23 protein-coding genes are annotated in these 23,534 nt (G+C 67.4%); 5 read left to right on the forward strand and 18 right to left on the reverse strand.

All coding sequences use genetic code 11. The features are described 5' to 3' along the window. Positions 1–466 precede the first annotated feature (466 nt). Positions 467–1,126: a helix-turn-helix domain-containing protein gene (locus C507_RS0111145; RefSeq protein WP_018699779.1), complete on the forward strand. Its 660-nt coding sequence runs from the start codon at positions 467–469 to the stop codon at positions 1,124–1,126. A gap of 46 nt (positions 1,127–1,172) precedes the next feature. On the opposite strand, the gene C507_RS0111150 is transcribed toward C507_RS0111145, so the two are convergent. The 3 genes from C507_RS0111150 to C507_RS22415 form a co-directional block, all read right to left on the reverse strand. Continuing rightward, positions 1,173–1,919 (reverse strand): enoyl-CoA hydratase-related protein, encoded by a 747-nt coding sequence (locus tag C507_RS0111150; RefSeq protein ID WP_018699780.1) that lies wholly within the window; start codon positions 1,917–1,919, stop codon positions 1,173–1,175. Positions 1,920–1,958: 39 nt separating this feature from the next. After that, on the reverse strand, positions 1,959–2,948 hold the full coding sequence (locus C507_RS0111155) for an NAD(P)H-dependent flavin oxidoreductase (RefSeq protein WP_018699781.1): 990 nt from the start codon (positions 2,946–2,948) through the stop codon (positions 1,959–1,961). Between the two features lie 63 nt (positions 2,949–3,011). After that, complete coding sequence (locus C507_RS22415; RefSeq protein WP_018699782.1) at positions 3,012–4,094, reverse strand: DUF1036 domain-containing protein; 1,083 nt, start codon at positions 4,092–4,094, stop codon at positions 3,012–3,014. A gap of 159 nt (positions 4,095–4,253) precedes the next feature. Here C507_RS22415 and C507_RS0111165 point away from each other — a divergent pair, with 159 nt between their 5' ends. Then, complete coding sequence (locus C507_RS0111165; protein ID WP_018699783.1) at positions 4,254–5,027, forward strand: enoyl-CoA hydratase/isomerase family protein; 774 nt, start codon at positions 4,254–4,256, stop codon at positions 5,025–5,027. Positions 5,028–5,039: 12 nt separating this feature from the next. Here the strand turns inward: C507_RS0111165 and panC are convergent, their stop codons facing one another. Genes panC through C507_RS0111180 form a run of 3 tightly spaced genes read right to left on the reverse strand, consistent with a single transcriptional unit; the run spans position 5,040 to position 7,193 of the window. After that, positions 5,040–5,891, reverse strand: coding sequence for a pantoate--beta-alanine ligase (panC, locus tag C507_RS0111170; RefSeq protein ID WP_018699784.1), 852 nt, complete (start codon positions 5,889–5,891; stop codon positions 5,040–5,042). Then, positions 5,888–6,733 carry a 3-methyl-2-oxobutanoate hydroxymethyltransferase gene (gene panB / locus C507_RS0111175; RefSeq protein ID WP_018699785.1) on the reverse strand — a complete coding sequence of 282 codons (846 nt, stop codon included), beginning with the start codon at positions 6,731–6,733 and terminating at the stop codon, positions 5,888–5,890. The genes panC and panB overlap by 4 nt, the downstream gene beginning before the upstream one ends. 55 nt (positions 6,734–6,788) lie before the next feature. Then, a complete protein-coding gene (locus C507_RS0111180) occupies positions 6,789–7,193 on the reverse strand; it encodes a MarR family winged helix-turn-helix transcriptional regulator (protein WP_018699786.1) in 405 nt (134 codons plus the stop codon). Positions 7,194–7,489: 296 nt separating this feature from the next. Here C507_RS0111180 and C507_RS0111185 point away from each other — a divergent pair, with 296 nt between their 5' ends. Continuing rightward, positions 7,490–8,929: an NAD-dependent succinate-semialdehyde dehydrogenase gene (locus tag C507_RS0111185; RefSeq protein ID WP_018699787.1), complete on the forward strand. Its 1,440-nt coding sequence runs from the start codon at positions 7,490–7,492 to the stop codon at positions 8,927–8,929. Between the two features lie 28 nt (positions 8,930–8,957). Next, a complete protein-coding gene (locus C507_RS0111190; RefSeq protein WP_018699788.1) occupies positions 8,958–10,109 on the forward strand; it encodes an acyl-CoA dehydrogenase family protein in 1,152 nt (383 codons plus the stop codon). A 27-nt stretch (positions 10,110–10,136) separates the two neighbouring features. Here C507_RS0111190 and C507_RS0111195 read toward each other — a convergent pair whose 3' ends face one another. The 8 genes from C507_RS0111195 to C507_RS0111230 form a co-directional block, all read right to left on the reverse strand. Further along, positions 10,137–10,838, reverse strand: coding sequence for an ABC transporter ATP-binding protein (locus C507_RS0111195; protein ID WP_018699789.1), 702 nt, complete (start codon positions 10,836–10,838; stop codon positions 10,137–10,139). Continuing rightward, positions 10,832–11,608 carry an ABC transporter ATP-binding protein gene (locus C507_RS0111200; protein ID WP_018699790.1) on the reverse strand — a complete coding sequence of 259 codons (777 nt, stop codon included), beginning with the start codon at positions 11,606–11,608 and terminating at the stop codon, positions 10,832–10,834. The genes C507_RS0111195 and C507_RS0111200 overlap by 7 nt, the downstream gene beginning before the upstream one ends. Continuing rightward, entirely contained in the window at positions 11,605–12,585 is a 981-nt protein-coding gene (locus C507_RS0111205) for a branched-chain amino acid ABC transporter permease (RefSeq protein ID WP_018699791.1), read from the reverse strand. The genes C507_RS0111200 and C507_RS0111205 overlap by 4 nt, the downstream gene beginning before the upstream one ends. Before the next feature lie 18 nt (positions 12,586–12,603). Then, entirely contained in the window at positions 12,604–13,518 is a 915-nt protein-coding gene (locus C507_RS0111210; protein WP_018699792.1) for a branched-chain amino acid ABC transporter permease, read from the reverse strand. Positions 13,519–13,612: 94 nt separating this feature from the next. Then, a complete protein-coding gene (locus C507_RS0111215; protein ID WP_018699793.1) occupies positions 13,613–14,776 on the reverse strand; it encodes an ABC transporter substrate-binding protein in 1,164 nt (387 codons plus the stop codon). A 224-nt stretch (positions 14,777–15,000) separates the two neighbouring features. Next, the gene (locus C507_RS0111220) at positions 15,001–15,549 is read right to left on the reverse strand and encodes a 3-hydroxyanthranilate 3,4-dioxygenase (RefSeq protein ID WP_018699794.1); all 549 of its coding nucleotides are present in this window, start codon (positions 15,547–15,549) and stop codon (positions 15,001–15,003) included. After that, a complete protein-coding gene (locus tag C507_RS0111225; protein ID WP_018699795.1) occupies positions 15,546–16,550 on the reverse strand; it encodes a dihydrodipicolinate synthase family protein in 1,005 nt (334 codons plus the stop codon). The genes C507_RS0111220 and C507_RS0111225 overlap by 4 nt, the downstream gene beginning before the upstream one ends. Beyond that, entirely contained in the window at positions 16,547–18,820 is a 2,274-nt protein-coding gene (locus C507_RS0111230; protein WP_018699796.1) for a xanthine dehydrogenase family protein molybdopterin-binding subunit, read from the reverse strand. The genes C507_RS0111225 and C507_RS0111230 overlap by 4 nt, the downstream gene beginning before the upstream one ends. Positions 18,821–18,945: 125 nt before the next feature. Between C507_RS0111230 and C507_RS0111235 the strand changes: the two genes are divergently transcribed. Next, positions 18,946–19,854, forward strand: a complete 909-nt coding sequence (locus C507_RS0111235; RefSeq protein ID WP_018699797.1) for a LysR family transcriptional regulator — start codon at positions 18,946–18,948, stop codon at positions 19,852–19,854. 3 nt (positions 19,855–19,857) lie between these two features. On the opposite strand, the gene C507_RS0111240 is transcribed toward C507_RS0111235, so the two are convergent. The 4 genes from C507_RS0111240 to C507_RS0111255 all read right to left on the reverse strand — a co-directional run bounded on the left by C507_RS0111240 (position 19,858) and on the right by C507_RS0111255 (position 23,528). Further along, positions 19,858–20,748 carry an alpha/beta hydrolase gene (locus tag C507_RS0111240; protein WP_018699798.1) on the reverse strand — a complete coding sequence of 297 codons (891 nt, stop codon included), beginning with the start codon at positions 20,746–20,748 and terminating at the stop codon, positions 19,858–19,860. 105 nt (positions 20,749–20,853) lie between these two features. Next, positions 20,854–21,417, reverse strand: a complete 564-nt coding sequence (locus C507_RS21095; RefSeq protein WP_018699799.1) for a hypothetical protein — start codon at positions 21,415–21,417, stop codon at positions 20,854–20,856. A 169-nt stretch (positions 21,418–21,586) separates the two neighbouring features. After that, the gene (locus tag C507_RS0111250) at positions 21,587–23,221 is read right to left on the reverse strand and encodes a GMC oxidoreductase (RefSeq protein ID WP_018699800.1); all 1,635 of its coding nucleotides are present in this window, start codon (positions 23,219–23,221) and stop codon (positions 21,587–21,589) included. After that, the gene (locus tag C507_RS0111255; protein ID WP_018699801.1) at positions 23,211–23,528 is read right to left on the reverse strand and encodes a hypothetical protein; all 318 of its coding nucleotides are present in this window, start codon (positions 23,526–23,528) and stop codon (positions 23,211–23,213) included. The genes C507_RS0111250 and C507_RS0111255 overlap by 11 nt, the downstream gene beginning before the upstream one ends. Between the last annotated feature and the right edge of the window lie 6 nt (positions 23,529–23,534).

Raw genomic sequence — 23,534 nt, forward strand, 5'->3', positions numbered from 1 at the left:
GCGATCAGCTGCAGAGCGGCAGCCGACGACGGATGAACACTGCGCACTGCAGTAAATTACCGGACGGCCTCGCCATTGCGGCCACATTGGCCAGCGGACAGGCCTACCCCACGTCATTGCAGCCGACCGGAGCGAGATGTGTACAATCTATGATTAACGAGCGCCTAACGTCGATTATTGAAGGCTGTTCGCCGAACCAATAGGGTGATCCGGTTCGGTTGCAGAACCGACATCGGATCCCTTCCGGATCGAACTCCTTCCGGCGAGCAACGGGATGATCCCAATAGTCGGTCTGCTCAGGCGAGCGAGCCCGGCCGCGCCCCCACGCCGGAGACTGCCCCGCTTCCCGCGATCATGCGGGTGACTTCTATCCATGACTGCATGGTGCTAGGCCCGCGAAGATGTGGGGTCACAACACTGGAACGACCTGATCCACTGGCTGACCAAGGGAGCCCGGAAGGAAGAGATGGCCATGCGTACGAGACAGGCGAATGCCCTGGCGGCAACGGAAGACGACCTCGCGACCGGTTCAGAAGCCCCGTCGGCACCGGACCGGACCCTCGAACGCGCGCTGGGACAGCAAGTCCGATTCCTGCGCCACCAGAACGATCTCTCCATTTCAGACCTGTCGGCATCCGCGGGCATTTCCTCCGGGATGCTCTCCAAGATCGAGAACGGGCAGATCTCACCGTCCCTCGCGACGCTCAACGCCATCGCCGAGGCCCTGTCGGTACAGATATCGACCCTCTTTTCAGGATTCGAGGAACGCCGCGACTGCTCCTACGTGCACGCAGGCGATGGCGTCGCCATCGAGCGGCGAGGGACCAAGGTCGGGCACGCGTACCACCTGCTGGGCCATGGCGTGCGCGGCAATGTCGTGGTCGAGCCCTATCTCATCGAGCTTGACGAAAGCGCGCAGCCCTACACGGGCTTTCGTCACGGGGGGACCGAGTTCATCTACATGCTGTCCGGCAAGATCGTCTATCGCCATGGTGACCGGTCCTATCCGCTCAACACGGGGGATGCGCTGCTCTTCGATTCCGCCGCGCATCACGGCCCAGAGATCCTCAAGGAACTTCCTGCCGAGTTCCTGTCGATCATCGTCTATTCGCGCGACGACGCCTGACCGCCCTTCTCGGCAGACCCGCCGGGCCCGGCACGGTTTGTCCGCCCTATTTCCTGAAGAAGGCGGCGAAGGCGGCCTGAGCGGCCGGTCCCTGCCTGAGACGCTGAAAGGCCTCGCCCTCGCGGTCGAGGGTTTCGCTCACGGCGCGGGCGGACCCGGCGCGCATCAGGCGCTTGGTTTCCCGCACGGAGTCCGCCGGGAGCGCGGCCAGGCCAGCCGCCCGCTCCAGCGCCAGCCCGAGTGCCGCGCCATCATCGGTGACGGCGTTGACAATACCGGCCGCCTGGGCTTCCTCCGCCCCGAACGGCTCGCCGAAATAGAGGAGCTCGGCGGCGCGTTTGCTGCCTGCAAGCTGTGGCAACAGGTACGTCGAGGCCCCTTCCGGGCAGAGGCCGAGGGCCACGAACGGCATCCGGAACGTCGTGCTCCCGCCGGCATAGGCCAGGTCGCAGTGCAGGAGCAGCGTGACGCCGATGCCCACGGCGACGCCCTCCACCGCCGCGATCACCGGCCTGGAGAAGCCGGAGATGACATGCAGGAACTCCAGCGCGTCGCTGGCGCCGCCCGCATCGTCCAGGTCCTGGAAATCGGCGAGATCGTTGCCGGCGGTGAAGATGCCCTCGGCGCCGGTCAGCACCACCGCGCGGACGGCATCGTCGTTCTCGGCTGCGCGAAACGCCGCCGAGAGGGCGCGGTAGGTTGCGCGATCCAGCGCATTCTTGCGCAGGGGCCGCGCGATCGTCAGCTGGCGCACGCCCGTCTGCGGTTCGCTCACAACGAGGCTGTCGGTCATCCCCGTTCCTTCCCTTTCATGCGGCACCGGCCCTGATCGTTAGCCAGCAAAATCACTTGAGACCTGCGCAAGCCGCGCGCGGGCATCCCGGTATTCCGTCTCCAACCGGTTCACGACATCGGCCACCGGCGGCGCATCGACGATGGTGCCGACGCCCTGCCCCGACCCCCAGATGTCGCGCCACGCCTTGGTGCTCGACGAGCCGAAATCCATGCTGGCCTTGTCGGCATGGGGCAGATTGTCGGGGTCGAGGCCGGCAGCGACGATGCTGGGCTTCAGGTAGTTGCCGTGCACGCCGGTAAAGGTGGGCGAATAGAGGATGTCGGCGGCGGAAGAGGTGGTGATCATCTCCTTGTAGGCGGGTGCGGCATTGGCCTCCCGGGTGGCGATGAAGCGGGTGCCCATGTAGGCGAGGTCGGCACCCATGGCCTGGGCTGCGAGCACCGCATCGCCGGTCGTGATGGCGCCGGCGAGCACGATCGGCCCGTCATAGAAGCGGCGTACCTCGCCAAGCAGCGCGAACGGGCTCAGCGTCCCGGCGTGGCCGCCCGCCCCGGCGCAGACGAGGATCAGCCCGTCGACACCGGCCTCCAGCGCCTTCTCCGCATGGCGCACCGAAATCACGTCGTGAAAGACCAGGCCGCCATAGGAATGGGCCTGACGCACCACCTCCCCCGGAGGGCGAAGCGAGGTGATGATGAGCGGCACCTCGTGCGCGACGCAGGTCTCCATGTCCCGGGCCAGCCGGTCATTGGAGGCATGGACGATCTGGTTGACCGCGAACGGCGCGATGCGGCGGTCGGGCTCTGCGGCCCGGGCCGCGGCGAGCTCGGTGCGGATGCGGGTGAGCCAACCGTCGAGCGTGTCTGGGGCGCGCGCGTTCAGCGCCGGAAAGGCGCCGATGACGCCGGAGAGACATTCGGCGATGACCAGCTCTGGCCCGGACACGATGAACATCGGCGAAGCGATCACCGGAAGCCGGAGGCGGCCGGCGAACGCGGTCGGAAGACGGTCGGCGGCAGGTGACATGGAGCAGTTCTCTCCCGGGTATCTTGTGTTGATGGACGCGCGTGACGGCCGGTGGCCGATCCGTCAGCCGGCCTTGCGGAAATCGAGGAAACCCATGGTCCCGAGCGGGAACAGGGAGAGCGTGTTGTCCGTCGTCTCGACGATCTCGAAGCAGCGCGGATCCTCGTCCGGATCGTAGGAATGGGCGATCACATAAGGCCCCTCCCCCTTCGATCCCGCGCACGAGGAGGCAATCTCGATCACAGCCGTCTCGGTGGGAATGTTGTCGTAATATTCCTCAAAGAGCGAGCCGGCCAGAAGCAGCGCGTATGATGGATCCTCGGTGGAAATCCAGTACCCCTGCAGGCGAGCACGCACACCGGCGAACGGGTCGTTGCCCCCCGTCTCCATCTCGCGGATCGTGACTTCCGCCACGGGGCCGTGATAGGAGATCATGTCGCCCGCCCAGTACATCGGCGTGTTGATCGGCATGTCCATCAGCCGCTCGATGGTCGCCTGCGGGGTCGGACCGTTGGTCGACGCCCGGTAGCGATATCCTCCCGCATATAGGTCGCACTGGATGGCCGTGTCGGTGCCCTCGCAGCCGCCGAGAAAGCCGCTGATGGTGTAGGGCTCGCCATGGGTGCCGGGCGGATCGACCGACGGGGCAGCCGGCGCGGGCGCCGCCGGCTCCGGGGTCGCGGGCGAAGCGGGCTCAGGCGCGGCTTCGGCCGTCTTCGGCGCGGCCGACGGCGGGTTCAGAGTGAACTTGAACGATTTGACCCCCTCGGGAATCTTGATCTCGTTGAAGCCGTTGCGGTCGTAGCCGCGCTCGGCACAGTTCTCGTCGCCGACGATGGTGAAAGCCTTCGGCGAGGTGCAGAACATGAAGCGGCGCATGGACCAGCTGTAGGCCTTCGACGTGGCCCGCCAGTAGTAGACGGACCGCTTGAGGTCGCCGCCCACGACCGTCTTGCAGCCTTCAGGGGCGATGCCCCACCATCCCTCCGACGTCCAGGCGCCGTCGTCGCCCTTGTAGCCGACCGCGACACTCACCTTCGCGTCCGTCGTGTTGCAGAAGCGAAGGTCCGCTTCGGCCGGATCTGTCAGCCCGCCCACCAGAAGCAGGGCGACGACGGGAGAGACTGGGAGAAGGCGAGAAATCATGGCCGGATCCGGTCTGGACGCACACGGGGCGAAAGCCGGCCAAGGATGGCCCGATCGCAGCGGTGCGTCCACAGCGACCGCGCCGCCTCTCCCCCGGGACTTGCGGTTCGGCGACAGCCCGGCGAAAGCTGCTGCAACGACCCCATTCGGAGACGGCGCATGAGCGGCACTCTCGACATTCGACGCGACGGCCAGATCGCCCTCGTGACGCTTTCCAACCCGGCCAAGCGCAACGCCCTGTCCGCCACGATGCTGGACACGCTCAGGACGTTCGCGGCGGAGATCGCTTCGGACCGGGCTGTGCGGGCGGTCATCATTTGCGGCGAGGGCACGACCTTCTCCGCCGGCGCCGATATCGGTGGCTTCGACGCACCGGGCGGCGGGTCACGGGCGGAGAATTACGACCCGCTTCTGGAAGACACCCTGGCTGCACTGGAGGCGCTGCCGCAGCCGACCATCGCCGCCATCGCCGGACCGTGCATGGGAGCCGGGACCGCGCTGGCAGCGGCCTGCGATTTCCGGGTGGCGGAGGAAAGCGCCTTCTTCGCGATCCCCGCCGCCCGCCTGGGTCTCGGCTACGACCCGAAAGGCGTGGGGCGCATCGTGCGCACCTTCGGCGACCCGGCGGCGCGAGAACTCTTTCTGCTGGCCGAGCGCATTCCCGCGACGCGTGCCCATACCCTCGGCGCAGTGCACCGGCTCGCCAACGAGGGCGGCGTGATGGCGGTGGCGGAAGGCCTTGCGACCGTGGCGCTCACTCGCGCGCCACTGACGATTGCGGCGGCTAAGGCGGCGCTGGCCGAAACCGGCGGCGCCTACGAGCCATCCCCCAAAGTCCGCGCCCTTGCGGACGCAGCAGACGCAAGCGCCGACTACAGAGAGGGACGCGCCGCGTTCGCGGACAAGCGCTCGCCAGTCTTCACCGGGCGCTGAGCAGCGCCAGGCTCAGGCCGCTGCGACCGGAACGTTGTCGATCAGGCGCACGGTGCCGAGCCAGGCTGCGACCAAAAGCCGTGCCGGACGATCGGCCGTGGCGAGCGGGGCGAGGTCTTCCTCGGCCCGAAGCTCCAGATATTCCACCTCGCGAAAGCCGGCATCGACGATCGCCCCCCGGGTTTCGACCAGGACCCGGTCGAGGCCTTCGCCGGCCGTCAGCCGAGCGCTGGCGACGGTCAGGGCATGTGCGAGACGCGGCGCCACGGCCCGCTCTTCCTCAGACAGGCGCGCGTTGCGCGACGACATGGCGAGCCCGTCCGCCTCGCGCACCGTCGGACAGCCGATCACGCGGATCGGGATATCGAGGTCGCGGGCCATGCGGCGGACCACGTGGAGCTGCTGGAAATCCTTCTCACCGAACATGGCGTAGTCGGCGCCGGTCTGCAGGAAGAGCTTGGAGACGACGGTGGACACGCCGTCGAAATGGCCGGGTCTAAATGCGCCGCAGAGACCTTCGGTGACACCGGCGACCGACACGGCGGTCGCGAAGCCCTCCGGATACATCTCGTCGCCGTCGGGCGCGTAGAGAAGATGGCCGCCAGCCGCCTCCACCTTGACCGCGTCGTCCTGTTCCGTGCGCGGATAGGCCGCCAGATCGCCGGGATTGTTGAACTGTCGGGGATTCACGAAGAGGGTGACGATGACCCGTTGGGCGACATCGAGCCCGGCCTCGATGAGGCTGAGATGACCGGCGTGTAGCGCGCCCATGGTCGGGACAACGGCAACCCGGGCGCCCTCGCCCCGCCAGCCGGCGACGGTGTCCCGCAGATCCGCCACGGTGCGCACGATGGGAAGGGTCATGCCGCGCCTCCGGACACGGGCGATGCCGCTTCGTCCGAAAACACGTGCTCCGCCGCCGGGAATCGGCGTTCGCGCACGTCGTCGGCATAGGCGCCGATCGCCTCGCTCGCCGTCACCGCATGGTCGGCATAACGCTTGACGAATTTCGGCCGGAACTCGGCGAACGCGCCGAGCATGTCGTCGACAACCAGGATCTGGCCATCGCAGTCCACCGAGGCACCGATGCCGATCGTCGGGATCGGGATGGCCCGGGTGACCTCCCGGGCCAGGTCCGCCGGGATCTTTTCCAGAACCACCGAAAAGGCGCCGGCATCGGCCACCGCTCTCGCATCGTCCAGAACCCGCTCCGCTGCCTCTCCGCGCCCCTGGACCTTGTAGCCGCCGAAGGCGTGCACCGACTGCGGAGTGAGGCCGATATGCGCCATGACCGGGATGCCACGCGCCGTGAGGAAGGCGATCGTGTCGGCCATGGCGACACCGCCTTCCAGCTTGACCGCTGCGCAGTCGGTCTCCGCCATCAGTCTGGCGGCATTGCGGAAGGCCTGCTCCGGGCTTTCCTCGTAGGTACCGAACGGAAGGTCGACGACCAGCAGCGCGCGGGAAAGCCCGCGGCGCACCGCCCGGCCATGCAGGATCATCATGTCCAACGTGACACCGAGCGTGGACTCCAGACCATGCAGGACCATGCCGACGCTGTCGCCCACCAGAACCACGTCGCAATGGGGGTCGACCAGCCGGGCGACAGGCGTGGTGTAGGCCGTGAGACAGACCAGCGGCACTCCGCCCTTGCGCTCCGCCACCTGCGGAGGCGTGACCGCCCTCATCTTGCGTCCGACGCTCATACTCTCTCCCCGATCATGCATTGCCGCGGGTTGTGGACGGGAACGGTGTCGAAGTTCAACCGTCCCTCAATGCGGACAAGCGCGACCCGAGGATCCGGCGCAACTCGTGGAAGTCCTTTGCCGGCATGTCGGAGAAGACAGATTCCTCGATCTCGTCGGCGATCGCATCGCAGGAAACCAGGATCGTTTCGCCCTCCGGCGTCAGCGAGGCCGTGAGGATACGTCGGTTCTCGACACTCGGCTCACGATGCAGAAGGCCGCGCTTCTCCAGTCCGGTGACGATCTCGTTCATGGTCTGCGGCGTCACGAAGAAGCGCCGCGACAGCTCGGCCGACGAGATGCCGTCGCGCGAGCCGACGATCGACAGGACCGTGTACTGGATGCCGGTGAGGCTGAGCCCTCTGAGCGCCTGCTCGAGCCGCGAACGGATCGCCAGGTTCGCCTGGTTCAGGAGATACATGGTGCGCGGCCTGTGCGCGCTGCGCCCAGGCCGACCGGCGTCGCTTGACAATATCAGGGCCCCTTATTTAAGCATCACCTATTCTGTTTAGCCCATGGGCCCGCGAAAGGACAGGCAGTGGAGGGAGAGGCCACGTCTTCCGGATCGCGCCGAGGGTCGACGAGGGACACGCGCGCCACGGGCCAAGCGCTCCGCGCTGACGCGGTCCACCCCGACACCGCCACCACTTGCGTTCGCGCCGTGACTGTCTGCCGATGGCGCCAAGAAATCGTCTTCGCGACCAGGGAGGTCTCAGAATGAGTTACGCCGGCTATCCGGAACTCGGTCTCTTCATCGACAACACGCTTCTGCCGGGCACGGGATCGGGCGACCGCTTCGTCGTCAACCCGGCCACGGGCGAGCAGCTCGCCCGCCTGCCGATTGCGTCGCGGGACGATCTGGACCGGGCGCTTGCCAGCGCCGAGCGGGCCTTTCCCGGCTGGAAGGCGACCTCGGTCGTGGCGCGGTCGCAGATCCTGCGCAAGGCCGCCCAGATCATGCGCGAACGGCTGGACGATATCGCCCGCACGATGACCCTGGAGCAGGGCAAGGTGCTGGCCGAATCGCGCATGGAAACGGCGGCCGCGGCCGACATCCTCGACTGGTATGCCGAAGAGGGTCGGCGCGCCTACGGCCGGGTGATCCCGTCGCGCGCGGTGGGCACCCGCTTCCTGACGATCAAGCAGCCCGTGGGCCCGGTCGCCGCTTTCTCGCCGTGGAACTTCCCGGCGGTAATCCCCGCCCGCAAGGTGGGCGCCGCGCTGGCCGCCGGCTGCACCTGCGTGCTCAAGCCCGCCGAAGAGACGCCGGCCACGATGCTGCTCATGGCGCAGGCGCTGGCCGAGGCCGGCATGCCGGAAGGCGTCCTCAGCGTGGTCACCGGCAACCCGTCGGAGATCTCGAGCTACCTGATCGCCTCGCCGATCGTCCGCAAGGTGTCGTTCACCGGGTCCACCGCCGTCGGCCGCGAGATCGGCCGGCTCGCCGCGGACGGCATCAAGCGCACGACGCTGGAACTCGGCGGCCACGCGCCCGTGCTGGTGCTGGACGATGCCGACCCGGAAGCCGCGGCGGCGGCGAGCGCGGCGTCGAAGTTCCGCAATGCCGGCCAGGTCTGCATCTCCCCCACCCGCTTCTACGTCCACGACCGGATCTACGATGACTTCGTGGATGCCTTCGCCGGCAAGGCCCGGGCGCTGACCGTCGCCGACGGGACCACCGACGGCGCCCAGATGGGCCCCACGGCCAACCCGCGCCGGGTCACCGCGATGGAAGGCCTGACCGCGGATGCCGTCAGCGCTGGAGCGCGGCTGGCAGCGGGCGGAGAGCGCGGGGCCAACCAGGGCTTCTTCTGGCAGCCGACGGTGCTCGCCGACGTGCCGGACACCGCGCGCATCATGAACGAGGAGCCGTTCGGGCCGGTGGCCGTGATCCGCCGGGTCACCTCGACGGACGAGGCGATCGCCGAGGCAAACCGGCTGCCCTACGGGCTTGCGGCCTATGCCTTCACCCGCTCCAGCGCCAACTCCATCCGGCTCGGCGAGGAGGTGGAAACCGGCATGCTCGGCATCAACACCTTCATGATCAACATGCCGGAGACGCCCTTCGGCGGGGTCAAGGAAAGTGGCTATGGCAGCGAGGGCGGCAGCGAAGGGCTTGAGGCCTATCTCGACGTGAAGCTCATCGCGGAAAGCTGACAACAGCACGCGGCGGGGGAACGCGGCCATGGACATGGGCTTCAGCGAAGAACAGCGGATGCTGCGCGACAGCGTGCGCAAGCTCATGGACCGGCACGCCCCGCCGGAGATGGTGGCGCGCCACGACAGGGAGGGCAGCTATCCCTTCGCGCTCCACCGGGAATGGGCCGAGGCCGGCTTGTTCGCCCTGCCCTTCACCGAGGCCGACGGCGGCCTCGGTGGCTCGGTGATCGATCTCGCCATCGTCGGCGAGGAGATCGCCTACACCAGCGCCGACTTCTACATGGCCTATGCCGGCAGCGTCTTCTGCGGGCTGAACATCGCCCGGAAGGGCACGCCGGCTCAGAAGGAGCGCTTCCTGCCCACCGTCATCGCGGGCGACCTCAGGATGGCGATCTCCATCTCCGAGGCCGATGCGGGTTCCGATGTCGGCGCCATGCGCACCAGTGCCCAGCCCGATGGCGGCGACTGGATCGTCGAGGGAACCAAGCTCTGGTCCACCGGCGCCGGCGTGGAGAACACGCTCCTGAACGTCTACCTGAAGACCGATCCGACCGTTTCGCACCGCAAGGGCATGTCGCTCTTCCTCATCGACAACGACGCGCCCGGCGTGGAGATGAAGAAGCTCGACATGCTGGGCCGGACGGCGACCGGAACCTACGAGATCCGGTTCGACGGTGTGCGCGTGGCCGACGACCGCATCGTCGGCGGGGTCAACGGCGGCTGGGACTGCATCCTCTCCGGCCTGCAGGTGGAGCGCATCGTGTCGGCGGCCGGCAACTGTGGCGCCTCGCGGGCGGTGGTGGACCTGGCGGCCGCCTATGCGCGCGAGCGGACCCAGTTCGGAAAGCCGATCGGATCGAACCAGGCGATCGCCCACATGATCGCCGACATGAAGACCGAGGTGGAGGCCGCCCGGGCGCTGATGTGGCAGGCGGCGTGGAAGGTCTCGACCGGCGAGGACGCGCTGTCGGAGATCAGCATGGCGAAGCTGTTCTCCTCGGAGACCTACGTGAAGGTCGCCAACATGGGCATGCAGGTGATGGGGGCGTTCGGCTACTCCATGGAGTTCCCCATGCAGCGCCACTACCGCGACGCACGCTCCGCCACCATCGCGGCCGGTTCCTCGCAGATGCAGCGCAACCTGATCGCCGGCCTGATGGGCCTGAAGGTCGGCTGAGCGGGACGACGGGACCTAGGTCATGACCTAGATCCCGACGTAGCGCTCCACCGCCTCGGCATCGCGCGCAAGGTCGGCGCCCGTGCCGGTCCAGACCGTGCGGCCCTTCTCCAGGATGTGATGACGGTCGGCCAGGCGCTTCAGGATGCCGATATTCTTGTCGATCAGCAGGATCGACTGGCCCTCGCGCTTGAGCCGCGCCACGCACTGCCAGATCTCGGTTCGGATCACGGGGGCAAGGCCCTCGGTCGCCTCGTCCAGGATCAGGAGCTTCGGATTGGTCATCAGCGCGCGGCCGATGACCAGCATCTGCTGCTCGCCACCCGACAGCGTGCCCGCCGACTGGTTGGCGCGCTCCTTGAGGCGCGGGAACAGCGTGTAGACGCGCTCAAGCGTCCACGGGTCGGAGCGTTTCAGCCGGTTGGCGGCGGTGGCGACCAGGTTTTCACGCACGGTGAGCGTGGGGAAGACCTGGCGGCCTTCCGGCACCAGCCCCACCCCGAGGCGCGCAACCGCCTCCGGCACGGCGCCGGTGATGGCGCGGCCGGTGAAGCGGATGTCGCCGCCCATGACCCGGCAGGCGCCCATGATGGACCGTACGGTGGTCGTCTTGCCCATGCCGTTGCGGCCGAGCAGCGTCACCACCTCGCCCTCGCCGATCTGGAGGCCGACGTCGAACAGGACCTGGGTCGAGCCGTAGGCCGCCTGAAGGTTTTCCACGCTCAGCATACGAGGTCCTCCGCGCCGAGTTCGTCGCCCTCACCCAGATAGGCGGCCTTCACTTCCTCGCTGGCGCGGATCTCCTCCGGCGTGCCGGAGGCGATGACCCGGCCGTAGACGAGAACGGAGATGCGGTCGGCAAGCGCGAACACGGCATCCATGTCGTGCTCGACCAGGAGCATGCTGGCGTGGCTCTTGAGGCCGGCCAGGATCTCGATCATCTCCGCGCTCTCCACCGGGCCGAGGCCGGCCATCGGTTCGTCGAGGAGCAGCAGGCGCGGCTCGGAGGCGAGCGCCACGGCAAGCTCCAGCTGCTTGCGCTCGCCATGGGCGATGTTGGCGACCAGTGCATCGGCCCGGTCGGCAAGGCCCACCCGGGCGAGATGCGCGTGCGCGCGGGCCAAGAGCGCCGTGTCGGAACGCACCGGCTTCCAGAAGCGGAAGCTGTGCCCCTGCCGGATCTGCACGGCCAGCGCGACGTTCTCCAGCACCGTGTAGGTGGGCAGCAGGCAGGTGATCTGGAAGGAGCGCGCCAGCCCGAGATGAACGCGATCGGCGACGCTCACGCCGTCGATCGTCTTGCCGTCGAGGGCAATGGTGCCGGCATCGTGAGAGAGCTCGCCGCAGAGCTGCGCGATCAGCGTCGTCTTGCCGGCGCCGTTGGGGCCGATCAGCGCGTGGATCTCGCCGGGATAGACGTCGACGTCGACATGGTCGGTAGCGACGAGGCCGCCGAAGCTCTTGACCAGGCCGCGGACGGACAGGATTGGTTCGCTCATTCCCGCTTTCCTCCGAGCCGCTCGATCAGGCCCTGCACGCCGCCGTGGGTGAACAGCACGACGAAGAGCAAGATAATGCCGAGCGGGAACTGCCAGTTCGGCGTCCAAGAGGCGAGCACCGATTCCAGGAAGATGAACACCGCCGCCCCGATGAACGGGCCGAACAGCGTGCCCACGCCGCCGAGGATGACCATGATCATCAGCTCACCGGACTTGGTCCAGGCCAGCATGTCCGGGCTGGCGAAGCGCAGGAAGTTGGCCATCAGCGCGCCGGCGATGCCGGCTCCGATGCCGGAGATGATGAAGCCGACGAGCTTGTAGCGATAGGTGTCGAGGCCGATGGCCGCCATGCGCCGCTCGCTCTGCCGGATGCCAACCAGGGCAAAGCCGAAGCGCGAGCGCACGATGCGCCAGATGGCGAACAGGACCAGCGCCGCCATGCCCAGGCACAGATAATACATGGTCGTCCGGTCGCGAAGGTTCAGGCCGAAGAACTCGTTGGTGCGCCGGATGATCAGGCCGTCGTCGCCGCCGTAGGTCTCCAGCGAGACGAACAGGAAGAACACCATCTGCGCGAAGGCCAGCGTGATCATGATGAACTGCACGCCGCTGGTGCGCAGCGACAGCGCGCCGATGATCGCGGCGAAGATGCCGGAGACCAGGATCGCCACCGGTATCGTGACGAGGAGCTGGTTGGAGCCCGGGATGAAGCCGAGGAAGGCTTCGCCGGTGCCGTGGTGGTAGGCGAGGATGCCGACCACGTAGCCGCCGATGCCGAAGAAGGCGGCATGGCCGAACGAGATCATGCCGCCGTAGCCGAGCGCCAGGTTCAGGCTGGCCGCGGCGATGCCGTAGATGAGCGCGCGCGTCGCCAGCGAGGTGAAGGCGCGCCCGCCGGCATATTCGGCGAGATAGGGCAGTGCCAGCAGGAAGGCGGCCAGCAGCACCAGAAGGACGATCTTGACTGTCTTGTTCATAAGGCGATCCGGCCGCGCTCAGTGACTTGCCGCAAAGAGGCCCTTGGGCCGGATGAGAAGCACGATCGCCATGAGGAGATAGATTCCCATCGACGACAGGCCCGCTGCCAGGGTGTCCGCTTCCGGACCCACCATGATCTCGCGGAAGAAGCCGGGCAGGTAGGAGCGCAGCATCGTGTCCACCACGCCCACCAGCAGGCTGGCGAAGAAGGCGCCGCGGATCGAGCCCACCCCGCCGATGACGACGACCACGAAGGTGGTGATCAGGATCTGCTCGCCCATGCCCACCTGCACCGCCAGGATCGGCCCGGCCATGAAGCCGGCGAAGCCGGCCAGCAGCGCGCCGAGGCCGAAAACCAGCGTGTAGAGAAGGCCGATCGGCACGCCGAGCGCCCGCACCATCTCGCGGTTGGTGGAGCCTGCCCGCACCAGCATGCCCAGCCGCGTGTGGTTGATGAGCCCGTAGAGCCCGACGGCCACGGCGAGGCCGGAGACGATGATGGCAATCCGATAGACCGGATAGATCAGGCCGGGCAGCAGTTCGACGGAGCCGGACAGCAGCTCCGGCGTTGCAACGAAGAGCGGCTGCAGGCCGAAGACCATCGAGACCCCCTGGTTGAACAGCAAGATCAGCGCGAAGGTGGCCAGCACCTGGTCGAGATGGTCACGTTCGTACAGACGCCGGATGACGAAAAATTCGATGAGGACACCGGTGGCCGCCGCGGCCGCAATCGCCGCCGGAATGCCCAGAAAGTAGGACCCGGTTTCCAGAAACACCCAGCTCCCGACATAGGCGCCCACCATGTAGATGGAGCCGTGGGCCAGGTTGATGACGCCCATGATGCCGAAGATCAGCGTCAGGCCGGCCGCCATCAGGAACAGCATGACGCCGAGCTGGAGGCCATTGAGCAATTGCTCGAGAAACAACGTCATGGGCGGAGCGAAACCTCAAGGGTAGTCAGAGACGAAAGACGGAAAGGCCCGGCGGCGGCAATTGCCGCCGCCGGTCGAGAGCGAAGCCGCCCTCTTACATCTTGCACTGGTCGGAGTAGGCGTCGCCGTGGTCTTCCAAGATGACTTCCTTGGTCTTCAGCATCGGCTTGCCGTCCTCGCCGGCAACGACCTCGAGCGAGTACCAGTCCTGGATCGGGTGCTGGTTCGGACCGAACTCGAAATCGCCGCGGACAGAGTCGAAGTCCGCCTTGCGCATGGCCGCGCGAAAGGCGTCCATGTCGCTGATGTCGCCACCGGTGGCCTCCAGCGCGGAGGCGATCAGGAGCGCCGTGTCATAGCCCTGGCTGGCGTAGAACGTCACCGGCTGGTCGTAGGTAGCCTCCCACTTCTCCATGAAGGCCTTGTTCGCCTCGTTGTCGAAGTCCGGCACCCAGTGCGAGGAACCGTGCACGCCGATGGCGGCATCGCCGAGGGCATCGAGGATCACGCCGTCGATGGACGGCTCGGAGACGACCATCGGGATCTCGCCGAGAAGGCCGGCCTGCTGATACTGGCGCATGAAGGCGATGCCCATGCCGCCCGGCTCGAACTGGAACACCATGTCCGGATCGGCTTCGCGGATCTGGGCCATCTCGGCGGCGAAGTCGGTCTGGCCGAGCTGGGTGTAGATCTCGCCGACGATCTCGCCCTCGAACATGCGCTTGAAGCCGGTGATGGCGTCCTTGCCAGCCTGATAGTTCGGGGCGAGCACGAAGGCGCGCTTGTAGCCGAGGTTGTTGGCGTTCTGGCCGGCGCTCTCGTGCAGGCTGTCATTCTGCCAGGCGACAACGAAATAGTTCTCGTTGCAGCCCTCGCCGGCGAACACCGACGGCGCGGCATTCGGGCTGACATAAATGGCGTCGGCATCGAGGATGTCGGGCACCGTCGCGCCGGCGATGTTGGAGAACACGATGCCAGTGAAGAGCTTGATGTCCTCGTCGTAGAGCATCTTGTCGGCGATCTGCCGGCCGTTGGCCGGCTTGAAGCCGTCATCCTCGGCGACGATCTCCACGGGCACGCCGCCCAGCTTGCCGTCTTCGAGCGCGAGCTTGAAGCCGTCCAGGATCTGGCTGCCGAGATAGCCTGCCGGACCGGACAGGGTGGAGATGAACCCGATCTTCACGGGATCCTGGGCCAGGGCGGGCGCCGCCGCGAAGGCCGAAAGCGCCAGGGCGGCGCCAATGGTCTTGAGTTTCATGGAGTGTACCCCTCGTACGTTGTTGAACAGTCCTAGCACCAAGGTGGCCACGGACGCAGGATGCTTTTGCCCACTGTCCCCGACCATTCCCTTTCCTCCGCGTGCACCGGCGCCGGGCGGAGGTCCCCGCCATCTGCAAGAACGGGGCCCGTCTTCGACACTCGGTGCATGAAGCCGACGATCGCGGGGCTCCTCGTCTCCCGCGGTCCGCCCGCCCCGCAGTCCTAGAGCTTCACCCAGCCTTCCGGCGGCGCCTTGCCCGGATGAATCGCGCCGCATTTGGAGCACTTGCGCGCCTCCTCGTCGGCGTAGAATGCCTCATAGATGGGCGGCAGGTCGCGGACGATGCTCTTGAGCGAGACCTCGACCCGCTTCACCAGTCCCCCGCACTCGAAGCAGTACCACTCGAACGCGTCGAGCTGATCCTCGGCGCGCTTCGGCTCGATGACGAGGCCGACCGAGCCCTCCTGCGGACGCTGCGGCGAATGACGGACGTGCGGCGGCAGCATGAAGATCTCGCCCTGCCGGATCGGCACGTCGTAGAACTCGCCATCGTCCACCACCTTGAGGACCATGTCGCCCTCCAGCTGGTAGAAGAACTCCTCCACCGGATCGTCGTGATAGTCGGTCCGCTTGTTGGGACCGCCCACGACGGTGACCATCATATCGGCATCCTCCCAGACCTGCTGGTTTCCGACCGGCGGCTTTAGCAGATGGCGGTGCTCGTCGATCCACTTCTGGAAATTGAAGGCGGAAAGCCGTCCCGTTTTCATCCCGTCATCCTTTCAGCTTGTCCCCGGTCCCCGATGCTTCCGTCCGGCCCGGTCTTCAGGCCGCAGGTCTCGAACGCCTCGCGTATGGCGGTCTTCTCCGCCTCGGTGAGCGGCAGGCAGGGCGGACGAACCTCGCCTCCCACCTGACCGAGCAGTTCCTGCCAGTATTTCTGCTGGGCGTGCGGCTTCTCCGCCGGGCGCGTCTCGCGCAGTGCCCGGCGAACCGGCTCCAGGCTGGCGCTCACCGCGCGGGCCTTCTCGACCTCACCGGCCAGCGCCAGATCGGTGTATTCGCGCATGCGCAGATCGTGCTTGGTCTGGATGAGGTAAGGCGGCGAGGAGCAGAGATAGAGCTGCCAGCCAAGCTCGACGATGTTGTCGAGCCACTCCGTCTCGGAGGCCGTTGAGACGATAATCCGGTCGCTCGCCAACCGCGTCAGCTCGGCGTACATGGGCCGCGGCACGGAGTATTTGATGGCCACGACGTTCTCGATGTCGGCGAGCTTGTTGCAGACCTCCGGGCTCAGCAGATAGCCGCTGTCCTCGTGGCTCCAGAGCGCCATGCCGATGTCGATTTTGTCAGCGATGGTCCGGTAGTAGTTGAGGACCGTCTCGTCCTGCGCCGAGTAGAAGTGCAGCATCGGGGCGTGGACCACGATGTAGTCCGCGCCGCAGTCCTGAGCGTGCTTGGCGAGCTCGATCACCACGTCCATGTTCTGGTCGGAGCAGGACATGATGGTCTGAGCGCGACCGGCGCAGGCCTCCACGGCGAGGTCGAAGGTGCGCTTGCGCTCGTCCAGCGACATGGCGAAGAACTCGCCCTGCTTGCCGGAGATGAAGAAGCCGTCGATCTTCAGATCCTCGATCCAGTGATCGATGTTCTGACGGAAGCCGTCCTCGTCGATGGCGAGCGACTTGGTGAAAGGCGTCAGGGCAGCGGCCCAGATCCCCTTCATGTGCTCGAAGGCGTGGGCCTTGGCGTCTTTCTTCGTATAGTTCATCGGTCCTCCGCACCTGGTGCGTTGTTCGGTCCGTGCGCAATGGCACGCCAGACCCGTTCGCTCGTCAATGGCAATTGAAAATCGGCCGCGCCCATCGGTGCAAGCGCGTCGGCGACGGCGTTTACGACGGCCGCCGGAACGCCGATGCACCCCGCCTCCCCGACACCCTTCACGCCGAGCGCGTTGGAGGGTGAGAGCGTCTCGATCTTGGCGATCTCCACGGGCGGAATGTCGCCGGCGCGCGGCATGGCGTAGTCCATGAAGGAGCCGGTCAGGACCTGGCCCTCGGTGTCGTAGACGAGCCGCTCCAGGAGCGCCTCGCCGAGACCCTGGGCAAGGCCCCCAAGCAGCTGGCCTTCCGCCAAGAGCGGGTTAACCACCAGCCCGGCGTCGTCGATCCAGACGATGCGCTCCACCGTGGTCTCACCCGTATCGGCGTCGATGGCGACGCAGGCGAGGCAGGCGCCGCTGGCCCACGCCTCGCCTTCGGCGTTGTAGATCGTGGATGCGGTGAGCGCGGCGTCGCCCCGGCTGGAAGCGATGTGGCGGGCGAGCTCGGCCAGGCCGACAGAGGCGGCGTTGTCGCCGCCATAAACGCGCTGGGGGCGGACAAGAACACTCTCTGGCGGGCACTGCAGGAGCTCGGCGGCAGCCTCGACCAGGGTGGTTCGCAGGGCTTCGCAGGCCTTCCGCATGGCGCTGCCGCCAATGGCGGTGGAGCGGCTGGCGAGCGCGCCGAGACCGGCAGCGGCGTCGGCGGTGTCGCCCTGGCGGATCGCAACCCGGTCCGGCGTGGTGCCGAGCGCATCGGCGGCGATCTGCGCAAAGGCGGTCTCCCGCCCCTGCCCCTGGGCGCTGGACCCGGTTGTAGCGACAAAGCGGCCATCGCGGATGAGCGTCACCTCGGCGCTTTCCCAACCCTGGCCGCAGGGCTCGATGTAGAGGCAAAGCCCGAGGCCGACGATCTCTCCGGCGGCACGGCGGCGTGTCTGCTCGGCCCTCAGCTCCGCATAGACGGCGCGCTCGCGCAGCGTTTCCAGCAGGCGCGGGAAGTCGCCGCTGTCGACGATGGCTCCGCCGGAACGCGCCAGCGGCAGATCGGCGGGAGCGAACGCGTTCAGAAGGCGGATCTCGATGGGATCGATGCCGGTTGCGCGGGCTCCCTCGTCCATCAGACGGTCGAGCAGCATCGCGGCTTCCGGGCGTCCGGCGCCACGATAAATGCCGACGGCGGCCCGGTTGGTCATACGCGCCCTGGATTTCAGGTCGAGCACGGGAATGGCGTAGGGACCGGGCAGGATGCGCAGCGCGTTGCCGGCCGGCACCACGGCGCTGTAGGTCATCCAGCTGCCCTGCTGGAAAGCGAGGTCGGCGCGCAGCGCGAGCGCCCTGCCCGATGCATCGAAGGCCATCTCGCCGGTGGAGACCGCTCCGCGCCCGTGGGTGGCAAACAGCAGGTCGTCGTTGCGGGTAGCACACCACTTCACCGGCGCGGCAAGCGCGCGGGCGGCGAAGGCGACCATGGCGTCCTCGGGGAAGATGGAGGCCTTGCCGCCGAAGGCGCCGCCGACATCGGGAGCGATGACGCGCACGGCCTCCAGATCGAGGCCGAGAATGCGGGCCAGGTCCTCACGGACCCGGTAGGGCGTCTGGGTCGAACACCAGGCGGTAAGACGGCCCTCCTCCCAGGTCGCCAGCGTGGCACGCGGCTCCATCGGGCTCGGCGCCAGGAGGGAATGTTCGACGCGGATCGAGACCACGTGCGCCGCGGCGGCAAAGGCCGCGTCGGCGTCGCCTTCCGAGATAGAATAGACCACCGAGCAGGGGCCCTCGCCGTCGGCCAGCGGATCGAGCGGCTCGATGTCGAGTTCGATCAGTTCGGCGGCGTCGCGGGCGGCGGTCGGCGTGCGGGCCACCACGGCGGCGACCGGCTGGCCGAGCGACGTAACGGTCTCGGAGGCCAGCACCTCGAACGGCGTTTCCACGATGTCCGGCGCCAGCGGGTTGATGGCATTGCCGGGGAGCGGCCCCAGTTCGGCGGCGGTGAAGACGGCCACGACATTGTCCGCCGCATCGGCCGCCTCGCGCCCCACCGCCTCGATGCGGCCGTGGGCGTAGGGGCTGCGGGCGAAGGCCAGGTGGAGGCAACCCTCCGGCGTCAGGTCGTCGACATAGCGCCCCTGCCCGGTCACGAAGCGCGCGTCTTCCCGCCGCAGCATGCTGCGGCCGAGCCAGGGCGTTTCGGTTTCGGATGCGGGCGACAGACCCAAGCGCGTTCCCCCAACAGCGCAGATGCGCGCCATGACCAGTTTCAAGGCAAGGGGATCACCGATGGATCTATATGTGAATATCCGTTTGTGAGATAAATTAATCTCGAAATCGAATAAATAAGATCATGCGCGTCACGTTCCGACAGATCGAAGCCTTCCTCGCCGTTGCCGAAGCCGGCAACTTTTCGCGCGCTGCGACCCGTCTTCAGTCGGCGCAGCCGGCGCTGTCGCAGGCGGTGAAGGAGCTGGAGTCCGAGCTCGGCGTGCGGCTGCTCGACCGGACCACGCGCCGGGTCGAACTGACCGAGGCGGGCCGCGAGTTCCAGGCCTCCGCGGGCAAGATCGTGGAAGACCTGGGCCACGCGGTGGGCAACCTGCACGCGCTGGCCGAGCGCAAGCGCGGCCGCATCCGGATCGCGGCGCCGCCGCTGCTGGCCGCCTCCGTTCTGCCTGCGGCCATCGCGGAGCTTCAGGCCGAGGCCCCGGGCATCAGCGTCGACCTCATCGACACCAGCACCGACCAGATCGTGGAAAGCGTGCGCAGCGGCCGGGCGGAGTGCGGCCTGGGCACCTTTCCACCCGGCGGCGACCAGATCGAGCGCCTGTCGCTCGCCCGCGACGAGCTGATGCTCTTCTGCCACCGCGCGTCACCGTTCGCCGGGCGCAACTCCGTGGACTGGGAAGCCCTGGAAGGAGAGACGCTTATCACCCTGACGCGCGACAGCGGCATCCGGCTTCTGACCGAGGTGGGTTACGAGAGCGCTTGTATCGCCCTCGTCCCCGGCTACGAGGTGAGCCACATCACCACGGCCATGGCGTTGGTGGAGGCCGGGCTGGGCGTTGCGGTGCTGCCGACCTATGCGCTTGCCGCGGCCGGCAACGAGGCGCTGGCCGGGCGGCCTCTGGCCAACCCCACCATCGCCCGCGAAATCCAGCTGATCCACGCCAGCGGCCGCTCGGTCTCGCCGGCGGTCGCCGCGTTCACCCCGATCCTGCGCCGCTGCGTGCAGCGGCTGAAGCCGGGCGCGGGATGAAACCTATTCGGGAACTCGGCCCTCGATCAGATCGAGCAGCGCACGGCCCATCTCCGTCTGGTCGGACATGAGATCCAGCACCACGTCGAAATGATGCCGCTCGGGGATCTCCTTGAGCACCGAGGCGAAGCCCGCTTCGGTCCACGCCTGATGATAGGCAGACGACTGACGGCCGAAGCCGGCCGGTTCGCCGGAGGCGTAGGCGACCACGATCGGACAGCCGGACGCCGGCAGATTGACCGCCGGGCTGAGGGCCTGGATTTCCTCGTCGGACAGCGAGATCCACTCCGACACGAAGGACTTCGCGATGGGCGCCAGGTGAAAGAGGCCGCTCACCGGCATGGCGCCCTTCACAACGTCCTCTGGCACGCCGAACTCCGCCTGCCAGCCACCCGAGATAACGGCCCCGGTGAGATGGCCGCCCGCGGAGCTGCCGCCCACGAAGATCTGTTCCGGATCGAGACCGTAGCGCCGGCCCTCCCGGTGCACGAAGGCGATTGCGGCGCGGACCTCGCGCACGATTTCCGCGAGCGTCACTTCCGGTGCGAGCCGGTAGTCGACCGCGACTGTGGCGACGCCATGCCGGGCGAGCATCTCGGCCATGAAGGCGGATTCGTTCTTGGAAAGCGCTCGCCAGTAACCGCCGTGGATGAACACGAAGACGGGGCGCGGCTCCTCGCCACCGCCGAAGATGTCGATGGTCTGGCCGCTTTCGGCGTCATAGACGACGTCGAGCGCGGTGGCGATCTTGCGGGCGGAAACGGATCCCTCCCGGTAGCGGCCGATGGTTTCCTCGAAGACCTCCACCGAGACCGTAGCCCGGGCATTGTAGTCGTCGTTGATGGTCTCGACCGGCAATCCGGCCTCGTCCGACAGATCGCGCACGCTCGTCACTGAACAGTCCCCCGTTTGGACACCGGGCCGGCCGACGCGGCCGACTCGCGTCCGGACGATAGCGCCAAATGCCCGGCCGCGAAATTTCCGCCACCGAGGCGCCGGTCAGTTCCAGTCGCCGGTGGGACGTGGGGTGCGGGCAGAGGTGGTCCCGACCCAGGACGGCCGATCGATACCGCAGCGAAAATTGCGTGCCCCCGCATCGGCCAGACCACGCGCGATCAGGTTGGCAGACGGATTGGCGTTGGCATCGACGAAGCCCACCATGCAGCTCGGCTCGCCCGCCTCCGACACCGTGGAGACGACGAGCACCTGACGCTCGCCGCCGTTGCCGTCGTCCACGAACCAGCGGTGGATGGTGGCGAAGGGGCGTCCGCCATCAAGGCGCCACTCGATCGTCTCGTTGACCCGATTGAAGGCGCCGAAGCTCTCCCACTGCCCCGGCCTGGCCACCGCGCCGTAATCGAGCGACACACGGTCATCGCCTTCGTCCACGAGAACCGGGGCGTTTCCATATCCGCTGCAGATGAGCCTGACCCAGTTGCCCTCGTCGGCCGGTGCCTTCTCGACGATCCGGCAGCCGCCCTGCCAGTCCAGCTTCGAATAGGCGCTCTCGATGCCGGCCGCCCCGACGGGCAACGCGCCGGCCAGGACCAGGGCGCAGGCCATACCGGCCGCTCTCCAAACCTGCCGCAGTCCCATCGGATCTCTTCTCCCCCTCGGCGGCGAGTTCGCCAGCGCACTCACCGACAAAACCCTTGGCGCACGGTTCGCGCTACGCATGGCGGCAGCGCGGCAACCGGACCGATCTGGCGAGCATGCAAAGGCCGCTGCCATCTTACGCGGCGACCTTGGTCTCGCTCTGCACGCGCTCTTCGAGGTGCCGCCCAAGCCGATTGGAGAGCGCCATGATCGAGAGCGTCAGGTGCTTGTCCGGCAGGTTCGGAATCACGCCGCCATCGCAGACATAGAGATTGTCGAGGCCGTGGCAGCGCAGGTCTCGGTCGACCACACCCGCAGACGGATCGTCGGAGATCGCGGTGGTCCCGGCGTAGTGGATGCCGGTGCCGTTGTTGTCGATGCTCTCGTAGATCTTCGTGGCCGACGCCTTGCGCAGGATCTTGCGGCCCCACTTCAGCATCGATGCCATCTGCTCGCGGGCGGCCGGCGGCGTGGTGAAGTCGATGGTCACCTGGGGCACGCCGTCGCTATCCGTGGTCGAGCCGGGCCGGATGCGGTTTTCCGGCCGCGCCTCGCCGGCGCAGAACAGGCCGAGCGTCACGTAGCTGTGGAACATCATCCGCGCCATGCGGATCTTCACCGCCGGCGGGAAGCCCGCGAAGCCGGACAGGTAGTGCGGCACGTCAGGCAGGCCGTGGATGGCATGACCGATGAACGGGAAGTCGGATCCGTCCGGCAGCTTGCCCCGGGACATCAGGATCAGGAGGTCGCCGTAGCCGATGTCGTAGGTGCGCTTGTGACCCCAGAGCTTCAGGAGCGAGGTCGACAGCACCGATTTGGGATTGTCCTGCAGCCCCTGACCGACGCGGTCGGTTCGGTTGGCGAGGCCGGCGGGGTCCGCGTCGTCGGCGGAATTGAACAGGATGCGCGGGGTTTCGATGGCGCCCGCGGCGAGCACAACGAAACGGGCCTCGAGCCTGCGTCGCTCGCCGGTCTTCGTGTCGATATACTCGACCCCGGACACGGTTTCGGCCCCGGGCTCGCGGAGCACACGCGTCACCTTGGCGTTGGTCCGCAGCTCGTAGTTGTCGAGCCCGGCGATTTCCGGCAGCAGACGGGCGGAGAACTTGTAGACGGCCCCGACCGGGCAGCCGGACGTGCAGATGCCGGTGGAGATGCAGGAGTTGGCAAGCCCCGGCGTGGTGATGATCGCCTTGCGGTTGGGTATGGCGTGGGAGAAGGGCTCGCGCAGGCTCTTCACGGCATTCACGATCATCGTGTCGGCCGGTCGCAGCGGCTTGGGCGGAATGAACTCGCCGTCGGGAAGCTCGGCTATGCCTTCCTTCGTGCCACACACGGTGATCAGCCGCTCCACCTGCGAATAGTCGTCGGCCAGATGGTCGTAGCCGAACGGCCAGCCGGCGAAATCGGCCTCGCAGAAGCGCACGCTGACGCCGTTCCAGAGATTCTGCAGGCCGTTCAGCTTGAGGATCTGGAAGTGGCGGAAGCCGTCCGCCGGTCGCGGGGTGGCGCCGTGCGCCCCATCGGCGAACAGCGGATGGACGAACAGGCTGTCGTGGGGATCGGCGGGCCAGACGGTGGACGGCCCGATGCCGAAATCCAGCTTCGCGCCGGGCGGTGCGGTCTCCGAGAAATAGTCGTCGGGAAGCCGACCGCCCTGTTCCAGGGAAACGACCTTCAAGCCGGCCTTGGCCAGGCGATGGGCGATGATACCGCCGCCCGCGCCGGTGCCGACGATCGCGACATCGCAGTGGTCCGCCTCAATGGCCATTGTGCGAGCCCTCCTTCGGCCCCTCGCCGACCGACGCGAGAAAGGCCGGAGACGCGAAATAGACGTACTCGAGAAAGGACATCAGCGTTGCCCGCTGGGGGCCGAGGTCGCGCCGGCCCAGCGTGCGCGTCGCCTCGAAATTGCTGCGGATCGCAACGTCGGCCAGCGCCGCCCGGATCTGGTTGTTGGCCAGCGCGATGCGGGTGATCTCCCCTATCATGGGCGTGAGCGCGCGACGGTAGGGGCTGCGCGCCACGATTGCCGCAACCAACGCGGCTCCCACATCGTCGGTCAGTTTGACACTCATGGTCGA

This window comes from Amorphus coralli DSM 19760 (assembly GCF_000374525.1).
GTDB lineage: Bacteria > Pseudomonadota > Alphaproteobacteria > Rhizobiales > Amorphaceae > Amorphus > Amorphus coralli.